14 protein-coding genes are annotated in these 14805 nt (G+C 74.9%); 9 read left to right on the top strand and 5 right to left on the bottom strand.

Going from position 1 to position 14805, the window contains the following annotated elements; all coding sequences use genetic code 11:
* The 6 genes from ACFYNX_RS17690 (at position 1) to ACFYNX_RS17665 (ending at position 7144) form a co-directional block, all read left to right on the top strand.
* Complete coding sequence (locus ACFYNX_RS17690; RefSeq protein ID WP_365545836.1) at positions 1–1332, top strand: O-antigen ligase family protein; 1332 nt, start codon at positions 1–3, stop codon at positions 1330–1332.
* A 304-nt stretch (positions 1333–1636) separates the two neighbouring features.
* The gene (locus ACFYNX_RS17685) at positions 1637–3472 is read left to right on the top strand and encodes a lipid II flippase MurJ (protein ID WP_388662577.1); all 1836 of its coding nucleotides are present in this window, start codon (positions 1637–1639) and stop codon (positions 3470–3472) included.
* Complete coding sequence (locus ACFYNX_RS17680) at positions 3441–4172, top strand: polysaccharide deacetylase family protein (RefSeq protein ID WP_365545830.1); 732 nt, start codon at positions 3441–3443, stop codon at positions 4170–4172. Before ACFYNX_RS17685 ends, ACFYNX_RS17680 begins: the two co-directional genes overlap by 32 nt.
* Positions 4169–5323: a glycosyltransferase gene (locus ACFYNX_RS17675; RefSeq protein WP_388662316.1), complete on the top strand. Its 1155-nt coding sequence runs from the start codon at positions 4169–4171 to the stop codon at positions 5321–5323. Before ACFYNX_RS17680 ends, ACFYNX_RS17675 begins: the two co-directional genes overlap by 4 nt.
* A 13-nt stretch (positions 5324–5336) precedes the next feature.
* The gene (locus ACFYNX_RS17670; protein ID WP_388662314.1) at positions 5337–6005 is read left to right on the top strand and encodes a lipopolysaccharide biosynthesis protein; all 669 of its coding nucleotides are present in this window, start codon (positions 5337–5339) and stop codon (positions 6003–6005) included.
* On the top strand, positions 6002–7144 hold the full coding sequence (locus ACFYNX_RS17665) for a GNAT family N-acetyltransferase (RefSeq protein WP_388662312.1): 1143 nt from the start codon (positions 6002–6004) through the stop codon (positions 7142–7144). Before ACFYNX_RS17670 ends, ACFYNX_RS17665 begins: the two co-directional genes overlap by 4 nt.
* Positions 7145–7156: 12 nt before the next feature.
* Here ACFYNX_RS17665 and ACFYNX_RS17660 read toward each other — a convergent pair whose 3' ends face one another.
* Positions 7157–8716 (bottom strand): glycoside hydrolase family 26 protein, encoded by a 1560-nt coding sequence (locus ACFYNX_RS17660; protein WP_388662310.1) that lies wholly within the window; start codon positions 8714–8716, stop codon positions 7157–7159.
* A 156-nt stretch (positions 8717–8872) separates the two neighbouring features.
* Here ACFYNX_RS17660 and ACFYNX_RS17655 point away from each other — a divergent pair, with 156 nt between their 5' ends.
* On the top strand, positions 8873–10231 hold the full coding sequence (locus tag ACFYNX_RS17655) for an ATP-grasp domain-containing protein (protein WP_388662309.1): 1359 nt from the start codon (positions 8873–8875) through the stop codon (positions 10229–10231).
* Here the strand turns inward: ACFYNX_RS17655 and ACFYNX_RS17650 are convergent.
* Both ACFYNX_RS17650 and ACFYNX_RS17645 read right to left on the bottom strand, forming a co-directional pair.
* Positions 10182–10415: a chaplin gene (locus ACFYNX_RS17650; protein ID WP_365545815.1), complete on the bottom strand. Its 234-nt coding sequence runs from the start codon at positions 10413–10415 to the stop codon at positions 10182–10184. The two genes, ACFYNX_RS17655 and ACFYNX_RS17650, sit on opposite strands and share 50 nt — an antisense overlap.
* Positions 10416–10648: 233 nt before the next feature.
* On the bottom strand, positions 10649–11059 hold the full coding sequence (locus ACFYNX_RS17645) for a rodlin (protein ID WP_365545812.1): 411 nt from the start codon (positions 11057–11059) through the stop codon (positions 10649–10651).
* A 219-nt stretch (positions 11060–11278) separates the two neighbouring features.
* On the opposite strand from ACFYNX_RS17645, the gene ACFYNX_RS17640 reads away from it, so the two are divergent.
* Positions 11279–11689, top strand: a complete 411-nt coding sequence (locus ACFYNX_RS17640) for a rodlin (RefSeq protein ID WP_125667797.1) — start codon at positions 11279–11281, stop codon at positions 11687–11689.
* Between the two features lie 74 nt (positions 11690–11763).
* Here ACFYNX_RS17640 and ACFYNX_RS17635 read toward each other — a convergent pair whose 3' ends face one another.
* Positions 11764–11910, bottom strand: a complete 147-nt coding sequence (locus tag ACFYNX_RS17635; RefSeq protein WP_388662307.1) for a hypothetical protein — start codon at positions 11908–11910, stop codon at positions 11764–11766.
* A gap of 296 nt (positions 11911–12206) precedes the next feature.
* Here ACFYNX_RS17635 and ACFYNX_RS17630 point away from each other — a divergent pair, with 296 nt between their 5' ends.
* Positions 12207–12614 (top strand): rodlin, encoded by a 408-nt coding sequence (locus ACFYNX_RS17630; RefSeq protein ID WP_388662305.1) that lies wholly within the window; start codon positions 12207–12209, stop codon positions 12612–12614.
* Between the two features lie 79 nt (positions 12615–12693).
* Here ACFYNX_RS17630 and ACFYNX_RS17625 read toward each other — a convergent pair whose 3' ends face one another.
* Positions 12694–14712 carry a thioredoxin domain-containing protein gene (locus tag ACFYNX_RS17625; protein ID WP_388662303.1) on the bottom strand — a complete coding sequence of 673 codons (2019 nt, stop codon included), beginning with the start codon at positions 14710–14712 and terminating at the stop codon, positions 12694–12696.
* Positions 14713–14805: the final 93 nt, after the last annotated feature.

Genomic DNA, 14805 nt, shown 5'->3' with positions numbered 1-14805 from the left:
ATGGCCACGGCCGCGACGCTCCCCGTGGCCGGCCCGGGGGCGCGGGACCTGCTCCGCAGGGCCGGGGCGCTCTCCCCGGTCCTCGCCGTGGTCGCGCTGCTGCTCGTCCCGGGCGGCGGCGGGGCGGAGGGCGGCACCGGCGGCACGGGCACGGTCGCCGACGCGGCCTCCGGGCTCCTCGTCCTGGTCTGCCTGGTGCGGGTGGCGCGCGGCCGGGCCCGGCCGCTGACCCGTACCGCCGCCGTCGTCCTCGGCCTCCCGGTCCTCGGGATCTGCCTGGCCGCGATCACCTCGAACGACCCGGCGTCGAGCCTGCCGGGCGTCGCCCGGTACGTCCAGGTCTTCGTCCTGGTCCCGGCGGCCGTGCTCCTGACGGTCCGCGACCGGCGGGACTTCGCCGTGGTCGCCTGGGCCCTGGTCGGACTCGCCCTGCTCCAGGGGGCGGTGGGCGTCGCCCAGTACCTGACCGGCACGGGCGCCTCGTACCAGGGCGAGGACATCCGGGCGGTCGGCACGTTCGGGGCGACCGACGTGATGGGCATGGCGACCGTCGTCTCGTACGGACTCGTCGTCGTCACCGGGATCGCGCTCGGCAGCGGTCCGGGGCGGGCGCGGACGGCGGCCCTGGTCTGCGCCGGGCTGCTGTTCCTCCCGCTGGTCCTCTCCTTCAGCCGGGGCGCGTGGATCGCGACCGTGCTCGCCTGCGCGCTCCAACTGCTCCTGGCGGGGCCGCGCCGGGCGGTGCGGGTCGGGCTCGCGGCGGGCGCGCTCGGGGTGGTCCTGGTGGGCGGCCTCGGGATCGGTTCGGAACTGGTGGAGGAGCGTGTCGCCAGCATCACGCGGGTGACGGCGGCGCCGGACCAGTCGGTGACCGACCGGTACACGATGTGGGCGGCGGCCGGGGAGATGTGGCGCGCGGAGCCGCTCACGGGCGTCGGCCTGAAGGGCTTCCCGCAGTACCGCGACGCGCACGCCTCGGTCGCGCTGTCCTCCGGCAGCGACACGGCGGGCGCGGGCGCGGGCTTCCAGCGGCAGCCGCTGCTCTCCCCGCACAACATGTACCTGCTCGTCCTGAGCGAGCAGGGCCTGGTGGGGTTGCTCGCCCTGGTCGGGAGCTGGACGGCACTGCTCGTGGGCGCGCTGCGGCGGCGCGGCGGCTTCGGCCCCGGGTCCGGTTCGGGCGCGGACTGCGCGCTCGTCGCGACGGGCCTGCTCGTCTGGCAGCTCGTCGACTTCTTCTACGCGGACATCGGCGGCCCCTCGACGGTGCTGATGGCGGTCGTGTTCGGCCTGGCGGCCTGGTGGTCGCTGGTGGGAGCGAGACGTGCGTGACCCGTGGGCCGGGGAACCGGAGCCCACGGACGCGGGGTGGCCGGGGCCGGCGGGCCCCGCGGACCCGCTGCGGTCCGACGGGCCGCACCCCGTGTCGCGGTCGCCCCGGCAACCCTGCGGCGCCCCGTCGGCCGACCCCTGGTCGACCCCGCCCCTGAGCCCCACGGACTCCCCGTGGGGACCGGGGGCCGTCGTGCTGCCGGGCACGGAGGCCTCCGGGCGAAGGGGCACGGAGCCCGCACGGGCCCCCGGGCCCGACGGCGCCGCGCCCGCGGGCGGTCTCGCCGGGGCCCGCCGCGTCGCCGTGCGCGGCCGGTCCGGGAGCACGCCCACGGCGACGACCACGGATCCGGCGACAACGCCGCCGACGACGACGCCCCCCGCCCCCCGCACCGGCCGCCGCGCCCACGCGCGCGGGCGCGGGCGTGCCGCCGGGGGCGACCGGACGCAGGGGCGGGGGTTCCTGGCGAAGGCGGCGGCCGTGACCGCCGTGCTCACCGCCGTCGGGGCGGTGCTCGGGCTCGTACGGGACCAGATCCTGGCCGGGTACTTCGGGGCCGGGGCCGCCACCGACGCGTTCCTGGTGGCGTGGACGGTGCCCGAGTTCGCCTCGACGCTGCTCATCGAGGACGCGATGGCCCTGATCCTGGTGCCCGCGTTCTCCCGCGCCCTGGCCCGGCGCGGCGACGGCGTGTTCGACGACCCGGTGCGCGCGCTCGTGCGCGGGACGCTGCCCCGGCTCACCCTCGCCGTGGGGATCGCCGCCGCCGTCCTCGTCGTCGCCGCCCCGCTGCTCGTCGCGGCCCTCGCCCCCGGCCTCCCCGACCCGGCGCTCGCGGTCGACTGCACGCGCCTCACCGCGACCTGCGTGCTCTCGTTCGCCCTGGTCGGCTACTGCTCGGCCGCGCTGCGCGCGCACGGCCGCTTCCTGCCGCCGGCCACGATCTACACGGCGTACAACGTGGGGATCATCGGCACGATCCTGCTGCTCCGCGAGCCCTGGGGGGTGCGGTCGGCCGCCGCCGGGGTCGCGGTCGGCGGGGTCCTGATGGTCCTCGTCCAGGCCCCCTCCCTCGTCCGGGAGCTGCGCTCCGGCCCCGTGCCCCCGCCGCGGGCGGCCGCGCCCCGGGGCGGGCAGGACGGCCGGATCCTGGTGCTCGGCCTGATCGCTCCGGTCGTCGCGTTCTCGCTGTGCCGCCAGTCCCAGACGCTGATCGAGCGGTTCCTCGCCTCGCCGCTGCCCGCCGGGGCCATCTCGCACCTGAACTACGCGCAGAAGGTCGCGCAGATGCCGATGATCCTCTCCCTGATGCTGTGCACGGTCAGCTTCCCGGTGGTCGCCCGCGCCCTCGCGGCGGGCGACGAGGAGGCGGCCCGCCACCGGGTGGAGCGGGACCTGCTGCTCGCCGCCGTCGTCGTGCTCGTCGGCGCCTCGACGGTGATCGCCGCCGCGCCCCGGATCGTCGAGGTCCTCTTCGAGCGGGGGGAGTTCGGCGGCTCCGACACCACCGCGACCGCCGCCGTCATGCGGGTGTACGCCCTCGGCCTGCTGGGCCAGACGATGGTCGGCGCCCTGGTCCGCTGCTACTTCTCCGCCGCCCGCCCGCTCTGGTACCCGGCCGTCGCCATGGGCGCGGGGCTCGTCGCGACCGGCGTCGCGGGCGTGCCCGGCGCCCAGCAGTGGGGCGCGGTGGGCATCGCCGCCGCCAACGCGCTGGGCATCACCCTGACCGCCGTCCTGCTGCTGCGGGGCGCGCACCGCCAGTCCGTCCCGGTCCGGGCCGGCCGGCTCGGCGCGGGGCTGCTCCGGCTCGCCGCCGCCGGCGCGGGCGCCACCGGGGCCGGCTGGGTCTCCTCGGTCGCGGTCGGCCCCGCCCTCCCCGCCGTCGCCGTCGCCGCCCTCGCCGCCACCGGCGTCTTCGCGCTCTTCCTGGTCTGCGCCCCCGAGGCGTCCGGCCTTCCGTCCCTTCCCCGCTCCGCCTACCGGAGGACCCCCCATGCCCGCCGTCACCGCGCTGAGCCGTCTGCTGCCGAAGCCGCCCCTGCGGAGGAGCCTCCCCCCGCGGGGCGGGTCGCCCCTGTGGGGAAGGCCTCCCCTGTGGGTGGCGATGTACCACTCGATCACGGACACCGCCGATGATCCGTACCGGGTGACCGTCTCCCCGGCGCGCTTCGCGCGGCAACTGCGCTGGCTGGGCGACCGGGGACTGCGCGGGGTGTCGGTGCGGGAGCTGCTCGCCGCCACCGCCGAGGGGCGCGCCCGGGGCCTGGTGGGCCTGACCTTCGACGACGGCTACGCCGACTTCGCCGACTCGGCGCTGCCGCTGCTCCGCCGCCACGGCTTCACGGCCACGGTGTACGTCCTGCCGGGCCGGCTGGGCGGCGAGAACGGCTGGGACGCGGACGGGCCGCGCAAGCGGCTGCTCTCCGGGGAGGAGATCCGGCGGATCTCCGACGCCGGGATGGAGATCGGCTCGCACGGCCTGACGCACGTGGCGCTGCCCGAGGCCGACGACCGGACGCTCGCCGCCGAGACCCGGCGCAGCCGCGAGCTCCTGGAGGAGATGACGGGCCGTCCGGTGGAGGGCTTCTGCTACCCGTACGGGCGGGTCGACCCGCGCGCGATGCACGCCGTGCGCCGGGCCGGCTACCGCTACGCCTGCGCGATCGACCCGGGGCCGTACACCGGCGCGTACGCCCTGCCCCGCGTCCACATCGGCGAGAACGACACCTCCTGGCGGCTCGCCGCCAAGCGCGTGCTGCACCCGCTGCGCCGCCGCCGGCCCGCCGACCTGCCGGTCCCCGCCCCGTACGGCCCGGCCGTGGTGGGTGCGCGATGAGGGTCCTGCACGTCATCACCGGGCTCGGCATCGGCGGCGCCGAGCAGCAGTTGCGGCTGTTGCTGCGTCATCTCCCGGTCGAGAGCGGGGTGGTGACGCTCACCAACCCGGGCGCGGTCGCCGCGGGCATCGAGGCGGACGGCACCCCCGTCACCCACCTCGGCATGACCGGCAACCGCGACCTCGGGGCGCTCCCCCGGCTGGCCCGGGTCGTCCGGCGGGGCCGCTACGACCTCGTGCACACGCACCTGTACCGGGCGTGCGTGTACGGCAGGACGGCGGCCCGGATCGCCGGGGTGCGCCGGATCGTCGCCACCGAGCACTCGCTCGGCGCGCACCAGATCGAGGGCCGGCCGCTGTCGGCGGGCACCCGCGCCCTGTACCTGGCGTCCGAGCGGCTCGGCACCTCCACGGTCGCCGTCTCGCCCAGCGTGGCCCGCCGGCTCGCGGACTGGGGGGTGCCCGAGACGCGCATCCGGGTGGTGCCGAACGGCATCGAGACCGGCCGGTTCGCCTTCGACCCGGCGGCCCGCCGCCGGACCCGGGCGGCGCTCGGCCTCCCCGAGGACGCGTACGTGGTCGGCGGGGTGGGGCGGCTGGCCCCCGGGAAGCGGTTCGACCTGCTCGTACGGGCGGTGGCGGAGGTCCCGGAGGCCCGGCTGCTGCTCGTCGGGGAGGGCGGCGAGCGGGAGGAGCTGCTGCGGCTCGCCCGCGCCCGGGGGGCGGCCGACCGGGTGCTGCTCACCGGGGCCTGCGCGGATCCGCCGCCCGCCGGCGCGACCGGTCCCTCGCTGCCGGACCTGCTCGCCGCGATGGACGTCTTCGTCTCCGCCTCCCCGGACGAGGCCTTCGGGCTCGCGGTCGTCGAGGCGCTCGCGGCGGGCCTCCCCGTCCTGTACGCGGCCTGCCCGGCGATCGAGGACCTGCCGGCGGACGCGGCCCCGGGCGCGCGCCGGACCGGCGGCTCCGTCCCCGAACTGGCCGCCGCCCTGCGCGGCACCGGGGAGGCCCGGCCCGGCCGCCTCGCCGTCCCGGAGGCCGCCCGTCACTACGACATCGCGCGCAGCGCCCGGCAGTTGATGTCCCTCTACGACCAGGCCGTCCACGGCACACCGTCGCCCGTGCAGCACCACCAAGCATCCGTGAAGTGAGAGAAGCCCGTCCATGAAGACCACCACACCGTCCCGCGCCTTCCCGCCCGCCGGGCTCCGCCTCCCCGGCCGCTGGGCCGTGCTGCCCGCCGCTGTCCTCGCCGGGGCGGTGCTCGGCGGCGGCTACGGGGCCCTGCGGACGCCGGAGTACGCGGCGACCAGCTACGTCATCGTCGTACCGGCCGGGAAGTCCGACCCGGCGGGGGCGCTCGGCTTCGCCCAGGCGTACGGGCGGGTCGCCACCGACATCGCGGTGACCGGCGACGCCCAGGTGTGGGCCGGGGTGTCCGCCGCGGCGCTGCGGAGGCAGGTGACGGCGGAGACCTCCCCGGACGCCCCGATGATCTCGATCACCGCGCGGGCCGAGCGGCCCGCGAAGGCCGTGTCCATGGCCGACGGGGTGGCCCGGGCGCTCATCCTCGACAGCTCCCACGTGGCGGCCAGCACGGGCGTGAAGGTCGTGCAGTTCTCCCGCGCCACGAAGCCCCTCGACCCGGTCTCCCCGTCCGCGCCGCTCTCCGCGCTCGTCGGCGGCTGCGCGGGCGGCCTGCTCGGCGGTCTGGCGCTCCTGGTCCGCCCGAGGCGCGCCGCCGCGCGCGGCGAGTCCCGCCACTCCCGCCGGGCCGGGGCCTCCGTGCCCGCCCCCGCCGTGTCCGGCGCGCACCAGGCGGAGGCGGTGTGACCGCGGGCGCCCTGCGGACGGAGGTCTGCCGTGACGAGGAGGGGTTCGGGCGGCTCGCGGCCGAGTGGACGGCGCTGTACGGCCGCTGCTCCTCCGTCACCCCCTTCCAGTCCCACTCCTGGCTGCACTCCTGGTGGCTCTCGTACGGGCGGCCCGGTGCGCTGCGGGTGGTGCTCGTACGGCGCGGGGACGGCGCGCTGGTCGCCGCCGCGCCCCTGATGCGGGCCCGGGGCCCGCTGCCCGTCCTCACCCTGCTCGGCGGCTCGATCACCGACTTCGCGGACGTGCTCCTCGACGACGACCGTCCGGAGGCGGCGCCCGCCCTGGCCCGGGCGGTCGCGCGGGCCGCCCGGGGCGCGGTGGTCGACCTGCGGGAGGTCCGGCCGGGAGCGGCCGGCGACCGGGTCTTCGCCCACTGGCGGGGGCCGCGCCGGCGGCTGCCCGACTCGCTGTGCCTGGAGCTGCCGGCCGTCCCGATGGAGGGCCTGCTCGAACGGATCCCCTCCGGGAAGGCCCAGCGGGTGCGCGCCAAGCTGCGGAAGCTGGACGCGCTCGGCATCGACGCGCGCGTGGTGACCGGCGAGGAGGTCCCGGCCGCCCTGGACCGGCTCCTGGCCCTGCACCGGCTCCAGTGGCAGGGCCGGGGCGTCACCGCCGAGCACACCAGCGAGCGGTTCGCCCAGCACCTGAACCGGGCCGTGCGGCCCATGGTGGAGCGGGGGGACGCGATGGTGACCGAGTTCCGGCTGGCCGGGGACGTGGTCGCCGCCGACCTGACGCTGATGTCGCCGCGCCTGGCCGGCGGCTATCTGTACGGGGCCGATCCCGCGCTGCGGGCCCGCAAGGTCGACGTGGCGACGATGCTGCTGCGGCACGGGGCCCGGGAGACCAGCGCGGGCGGGCGGGCCACGCTGAGCATGCTGCGGGGCAGCGAGGCGTACAAGCACCACTGGCGTCCGGAGTCCGTGCGCAACCGCCGGCTGCTCCTCGCCGGGCCCGGTACGGCCCCGCTGCTCTGGCTCCGCGCGGGCGCGGCCGGCGCGCGGAGCTGGGCGGCCCGTCAGGCGCGCGAACGGGCCTGGGCGGGGCGGGCGCTCGACCGGGTGAAGGGTCGTCGCCCGCCCCGCGGCGGCGGCTGAGTTCCGCCCCGGTCAGAAGGGCCAGACGCCCTTGAGCGCCTCCTTCCAGTCGAGGCCGGCCTCCTTCTTCCAGGGATCCGGGACGCAGACGGGCCCGCCGAGCCAGCTCTCGACCCAGGATCCGAGGTCGACGGGCCGACAGTCCGGCTGGGGCACGGGCGTGGGCAGGGGCACGGGCGTGGGCTCGGGCGTCGGAGTCGGCGTCGGTGTGGGAGCCGGCGTCGTCTGCGTGGGCGCGGGCTTGGGCTCGGGATCCGGCTGCGTGGGGGTGGGGGTCGGAGTCGGTGTCGGAGTGGGAGTCGGTGTCGGCGTCGTCGGCGCGGGCTTCGGCTCCGGCTGCGTGGGCGTCGGGGTCGGCGTCGGCGTCGGCGTGGGTTCCGGCTTCGGCGTGGGAGTCGGCGTGGTTTCCGGCTTCGGTGTCGGCGTGGGCGTGGGCGTCGGCACCGGTGTCGGCTGCGTCGGCGTGGGCTCCGGGACCGGCTGCGTGGGCGTCGGGGTCGGCGTCGGCACGGGCTCCGGCTGCGTCGGGATCTCCGGCTCCTTCCCGTACAGCATCTGACGGAAGACCAGCGACGACCGCGGGTTGTCGTCGCACTGCCAGACGCCGTGCGGGCAGTAATCGGTGATCGTGTGGTAGAGCGGCTTGTGGAGGTCCATCCATTCCAGCATGCGCCGCATGTATTCCGGGTTGTCGCCGTTCCGGAAGAGGCCCCATTCCGGATAGGAGATCAGCTTTCCGTGCTCGGCCGCGAAATCGACCTGCTTCCGCAGTCCGTACGGCTCGTTGACGTGTTCGTCGAAACTGCTTCCCGACGGCTGGTCGTACGAATCCATGCCGATGATGTCGACGACGTCGTCGCCCGGGTAGCACTCGGTCCACGGGACGGCGTCGCGGCCGCGGCTCGGGTTGAAGTCGAAGCGGAACTTCTGGCCGGGGACGGAGCGCATGGCGGCGACGATGCGGTTCCAGTACGCCTTCCAGGCCTCGGGGTCGGGGCCGCACCGGTGGGTGTAGGTGGTGCCGTTCATCTCCCAGCCGAGGACGACGACCGTGTCGTTCGCGTTCAGCTCGACGAGGCGCCGGGCGAGAGTCCTGAAGTGGTGGTCGTACTGTCCGGAGGCGGCGAGCCGGAGCAGGCGGCGGACCTCGGCGTCGGGGACGCGGGCCTCGTTGCGCTCCATCATGGGGACGTTGAGGACGAAGAGGCGGTCGGCCTTCTCGTTGCGCCAGGCCGCCCAGGCGTCGAGGAAGCCGGGAGGCCCCTCGATGTTCTTCCAGCGGTCGCCGGGCAGGTAGGTGTGGCCGACGCGGAGTTCGCGGCCGCCGAGCCAGCGTTCGAGTTCGCGGATGCGGGTGACGCCGTACGCGCCCGAGGAGAGGAAGGCCCCCATGGCACCGGCGACCGACGGCCCGGGGTCCCGCGCCTCCGCCCCTCGTGCGTCCACCTCCCGCGTCGTCGCGGATCCTCCGGCGTGGGCGGAGGGCGCCAGCGCGAAGGAGCCCGAGACGAGCAGACCGGCGGTGCACACCCCCAGCCACGCTCTCGAAGTTCTCCGGTACGCAGCTTTCATGGCCGCTCCTCCGCGTCGCGCGATAGGTGAGGGATCGTCAATCCGATGTTCTGAAAGTATTCCTAATGACCCGTCCGTGAACTCGGCTTTCCCCCGCTCGCTAGTCCATTGGAGGATTTGATCGCCCGGTTGGTGCACCGAGACGAAGGGCATGCCGTGCCGAGTTTTGACACCCGCGTTCCGGCCGTCCTCGTGCGGCTCGACCGGAACCCCTTTCACCACGGCACCCTCGGGGCGGTCCGCTCACTGGGCCGGGCGGGAATCCCGGTCCACGCCGTCGTCGAATCGCGGACCAGTCCGGTGGCCCGCTCCCGCCACCTCGGATCGGCCCGCCCCGGACCCGCCGACGCCTCCCCCGCGGAGCTGGCCGACTTCCTCCTGCGGGTCGGGGACGAGGTCTCCGAGGGCCCGTCGTCCCCGCTGCTCGCCGTTCCCCTGGACGACGTCACCGCGCTCGCCCTGGCCCGCCGCCGCGCCGAGCTGACCCCGCGCTTCCTGCTGCCCGAGCAGACCGAGGCGCAGTTGCTGCGGGTCGCCGACAAGGCGGCGCTCGCCGAGACCTGCGCGGCCCTGGGCCTGCCCCACCCCCGTACCGCGCTCCCCACCGGCGCCGACGAGGCCGCCGCCATGGCCCGGGCGCTCGGCCTGCCGGTGGTCGCCAAGTGGAGCCGGCCCTGGCTGCTGCCGGCCGGCGCCGGGCTGCGCAGCACGTCGATCGTGCGCTCGCTCGCCGAGGTGCGGGAGCTGTACGCCCGCTCCCCCGAGGCCGGCAGCCGGCTGCTGCTCCAGGAGCTCCTCCCGGCGGGCCGCGACCTGGACTGGTTCTTCCAGGGGTACGTGGACTCCGCGGGCCGCTGCCCGACCGGGGCGACCGGGCGCAAGGAGCGCGCCTGGCCCACCGGGGCCGGGCTGACCGCCGCGGGCCGCTGGACCGTGAACCCGGCCGTGGACCGGACGGCCCGGACCCTGCTCGACGCGCTCGGCTACCGGGGCGTGTGCGACCTGGACTTCCGGCTCGACCGGGCGACCGGCGCCTACCACCTGCTGGACTTCAACCCCCGGCCCGGCGCCCAGTTCCGGCTCTTCACCGACCAGGACGGCCTGGACGTGGTCCGGGCGCTCCACCTGGACCTCACCGGCCGCCCCGTACCCCCGCCCTCCCCCGCGTACGGGCGCCGGTTCGTGGCCGAGAACTACGCGCTGCTCTCGCTGCTCGCCGTCCCGCGCCGGCGATGGGCGGCCGAGACCGGCGGGGTGCGGCGGCGGACCGAGTGGGCGTGGTGCGCGGTCGACGACCCGCTGCCCGCGCTCGCCATGGGCCGCGCCTGGCTCGCGCACCTGCTGCGCAAGGCCCTGGGGGCGTTGCGGCGGCGGTGGACGTCCGACCGGGACACGACGAGGGCCGGCCCCGGGGAGCGGGTGCTCCCCGGGGCCGGCCCCGTGCCTGTCCGCGAACCGCGTCGGGTCAGTCGTTGGCGCAGACGTTGCCGAAGGCCGGGTTCAGCAGCGCGATGACGTTCACGCTGTTGCCACAGACGTTGACCGGGATGTGGATCGGGACCTGGATGACGTTGCCGGACAGGACGCCGGGCGAGCCGACGGCCGCACCCTCCGCGTCGGCGTCCGCGAAGGCGGGCGACGCCACACCCATGGCCAGGACGATTCCGGCGACGACGGCCGCAGCCTTCTTACAGTTCATTTCGTCTGGATCCTTTCCTCGGCGGAAGAATTCTCACGGATCTCGTGATGCCCGGTGAAGCGAGTTCTCCGGCCTCCGCTGTACACAACACAACGAACATCCCGCACAAAGGAAACCGGAATAACGCGGGCGGGGGTCGTTTCACCCCATTGCCCGCACGGAATCGCCCGCACGGAACAGGGCCGGCGGAGAACGTCACCGTTCTCCGCCGGCCCTGTCGCACGCGCCGCCGGTCAGTTGTTGCCGATGCCGTTCCCGGAGAGGACCGGGATGTCGTCCACCAGGTGCGAGAGCGCCTCGTCGCCCTTGGCCTGGGTGGAGTTCTCCGCGCACTGCTGGTTCTGCGGGGAGGACAGCACGTTGACGTCCTGGACGGTGATCGGGACGAGACCGACGAGGGATCCGAGGTTGCCCTTGACCGGGACGCCGAGGCAGAGCTTGTTCAGGGAGCCCTGGACCAGGGTGAGCTGGGGGCTCTGGTTGCCCGCGGTCTCCGAGTTGCCGAACGCCGAGGTGGCACCGTTGCCGCTGAGCGAGGTGGTGCCGGTGTCGTCGGCGATGGCCAGCGCCGGGGAGGCCGCCGCGGCAGAAGCGCCGACGACGGAGGCCGCAACAGCCGCAGCCGCCACAATCTTCTTGATCACGGTGATTCCGTTCCTGTTCCCACCAATCGACCTGATTGATGCGCCCGGCTCAACTGCCCTCGGAGGGTTAGGTTCCGGCGCTTCACCCGTTCGAAGGGCGCCTCTCTTCGCGCTGCCGCGTGCGCTCCGCCATGAGGGTGACACGGCGGAACCCCGGCGTCCGAACACCTGTTGATCAGGTCGCTCCCTGCACGGAGCAGGTTCTAGAAGGGAACTCCCGTGATCAAGAAGGTTATGGCCACCGCGGCCGCGGCCGTCTCCATCGTCGGCGCCACCGCCGCCGTGGCCTCCCCGGCGCTCGCCACCGGCAACGACACCGGCACCACCTCGTTCAGCGGCAACGGCGCCACCCAGGCGTTCGGCAACTCCGCCACCTACGGCAACATGAGCCCGCAGATGGCGCTGGTCCAGGGCTCCCTGAACAAGCCGTGCATCGGTCTGCCGGCCAAGGTCAACGCCGGTTCGCTGATCGGCCTCGTCCCGATCACCGTCCAGGACATCAACGTCCTGTCCTCCCCGCAGAACCAGCAGTGCGTGGAGAACTCCACCCAGGCCAAGGGCGACGAGCCGCTGTCGCACCTCCTGGAGGACATCCCGGTCCTGTCGGGCAACGGCGTCGGCAACAACTGACGTTCCCCGTACGCGCGTCAGGGGCCGCTCCCTCGGGAGCGGCCCCTTTCGTCGTCCTCGGTCCTTCGGGTCGTTCAGCGCGGCCAGACCGGAGCGGCCATCAGGCGCTCCCACTCCCGGTCCGGCATCCCCGGCACCGCGCGGCCCGCCTGCGTCCACTGCGCCACCAGGGCGGAGTAGAGGGGGAAGGGGGTGCGGTCGGCGGGGATCGGGTCGCTCACGTACCGGCTCTTCGGAATGAAGGCCATCCGTTCCCATTTCCCGGGATCCGGCGCCATCTTCGCTCCTTCCGCTGCGATTCCCGCATCATTACACAAAGGCCTCGGGAGAGTGATTCATCCCCTCCATGTCGCGTCGCGCACCTGTGTGCGAGCGGGTCGAAATACGGTGCGGTCCAGGGGATTTCGCTCATCTGCCCGTAGTCCGTCCGGTGGACTTCCCGGAACCTCCGGGGCCCCGACCTGTTGATCAGTGCGGCTCGGCAATCGGCGAGCCAGTATTCGAAAGGCCTGAACTGATGAAGAAGCTGTTCGCTACGGCTGCTGTGGCGGCGTCGGTCCTCGGCGCGACGGCGACGGGTGCCGGGCAGGCGCTCGCCATCGCCGACGACACCGGCACCACCTCGCTCAGCGGCAACGGTGCCAGCCAGGTGTACGGCAACTCCGCCACCTACGGCAACATGAGCCCGCAGTTGGCGCTGGTCCAGGGCTCCCTGAACAAGCCGTGCATCGGTCTGCCGGCCAAGGTCAACGCCGGTTCGCTGATCGGCCTGGTCCCGATCACCGTCCAGGACATCAACGTCCTGTCCTCCCCGCAGAACCAGCAGTGCGTGGAGAACTCCACCCAGGCCAAGGGCGACGAGGCGCTGTCGCACATCCTCAGCGACATCCCGGTCCTGTCCGGCAACGGCGCCGGCAACGGCTGAGCCTGCGGCCCCGGCTCCGGCGCGGCCCCGCCACCCCTCTTCGGAGGGGTGGCGGGGCCGTCCCCGTTCCGGGCCCTCCTCAGAGCTTCCGGCGCAGTGCCTCCGGGTCGGTGACCGGTGCGTCGCAGGTGAAGCGGCGGCAGACGTACGCGGCGGGCCGCCCGTCCACCAGCGGCCGGTCCCGCAGGAGCGGGAACTCCTCGCCGCCGGGGGCGCCGGTGGCGAGGACCGCGCCGGGGGTGGTGGCCAGGAGCGCGGTACGGCGCAGCTCCCGGAAGGCCCCGTCGTCGGGGGCGCCCACGACGGCGACCTCCCGGGGCCCGTCGAGGAGGGCCTCGGCGACGGCCAGGCCCCAGCCGATGAAGCGGGGCGCGCGCGGGCCGAGGGCCTTGACGACGCCGAGGGCCCCTTCGGCGGCGGCCCGGTGGGCCTCGGAGCCGGTGTGGGCCGCGTATGAGAGCAGGGCTCCGGCGGCGGCGGTCCAGCCGGACGGGGTGGCGTTGTCGGTGGGGTCCTGGGGGCGCCGGATGAGGGTCTCGGCGTCGTGGGCCGTGTCGTACAGCGCGCCGCCCTCGGCGGTGAAGCGGTCGAGGACGAGGTCGAGGAGGAAGCCGGCGAACTCCAGCCAGGCGCCCTCGCCGGTGACGGCGGCGAGGGAGAGGAAGCCCTCGGCGACGTCGGCGTAGTCCTCCAGGACGCCCGCGTTGGTGCCGGCCCGGCCGTCCTTGGACGTACGGGCGAGGCGGGCGCCCTCGTTCATGTGGACCCGGACGAGGAGGTCGGCGGCCTCGGTGGCGCGCTCGACCAGGTCGGGGCGGTCGAAGAGGGCGCCGGTCTCGGCGAGCGCGGCGATCGCGAGGCCGTTCCAGGCGGCGACGACCTTGTCGTCCCGGCCGGGGCGCGGGCGTTCGTCGCGGGCGGCGCGGAGCCGGTCCGCGATCGACGCGATCCGCTCGGCGTCGGCCACGCCCGCGTCCTGCGGGAGCTGGAGGACGGAGCTGCCCTCCTCGAAGGTGCCGTCCTCGGTGACGCCGTAGTGGGCGGCGGCGACGGCGGCGTCCTCGGCACCGAGCACCTCGGCGAGCTGCCCGGGGGTCCAGACGTAGTAGGCGCCCTCGACGTGCCTTCCGGTGCCGTCGTCGGAGTCGGCGTCGAGCGCGGAGGCGAAACCGCCCTCGGGGGTGCGCAGTTCCCGCACCAGGAAGTCGGCGGTCTCCAGGGCGACCCGGCGGGCCAGGTCGCTGCCGGTGGCCTTCCAGAGGTGCGCGTACACCCGGCAGAGCAGGGCGTTGTCGTACAGCATCTTCTCGAAGTGCGGGACCGTCCAGGTGCGGTCGACCGCGTAGCGGGCGAAGCCGCCGCCGAGCTGGTCGTAGATGCCGCCGCGGGCCATGGCCTCGCAGGTGTCGGAGACCATCTGGAGGGCGCCCTCGGAGCCCGTGCGGGCGTGGTGGCGGAGCAGGAACTCCAGGACCATCGACGGCGGGAACTTGGGGGCGCCGCCGAAGCCGCCGCTGGTCGCGTCGTACTCGCGGGTGAGGCCGAGCAGCGCCTGGGCGAGGTCCTGCTCGCCGGGGACGCCGTCGCCGCCGTAGGCGAGGGAGCGGCCGGCGAGCTCCTTGACGATCCGGTCCGCGACCTCGTCGACCTCCCCGCGCCGCCCGGCCCAGGCGTCCCGGACGCCGGTCAGGACCTCGGAGAAGGAGGGCATGCCGTGGCGGGGCTCGGGCGGGAAGTACGTACCGAAGTAGAAGGGGGCGGCGTCCGGGGTGAGGAACACGGTCATCGGCCAGCCGCCCTGCCCGGTGGCGGCCTGGACGGCCTCCATGTAGACGGCGTCGACGTCGGGCCGCTCCTCACGGTCGACCTTGACGGCGACGAAGCCGTCGTTGATCAGGGCGGCGGTGGCGTCGTCCTCGAAGGACTCATGGGCCATGACGTGGCACCAGTGGCAGGCGCTGTAGCCGACGCTCAGGAGGACGGGCACGTCGCGTCGTCGCGCCTCCTCGAACGCCTCCGGGCCCCACGGCCACCAGTCGACCGGGTTGTCAGCGTGTTGGAGGAGGTACGGGGAGGTCACACCAGCCAGCCGGTTCATACGGACATCGTCGCACGGTGGCCTTCCGGGGGCACGAACCCCCGTGGGCACGGCTCGCGTCCTCGAAGAGGGGCCGTGGAGCGGGGAGGCCGG

The organism is Streptomyces sp. NPDC007872 (assembly GCF_042868165.1).
Taxonomy (GTDB): domain Bacteria; phylum Actinomycetota; class Actinomycetes; order Streptomycetales; family Streptomycetaceae; genus Streptomyces.
This window is presented reverse-complemented; position numbering and strand designations above follow the sequence as displayed.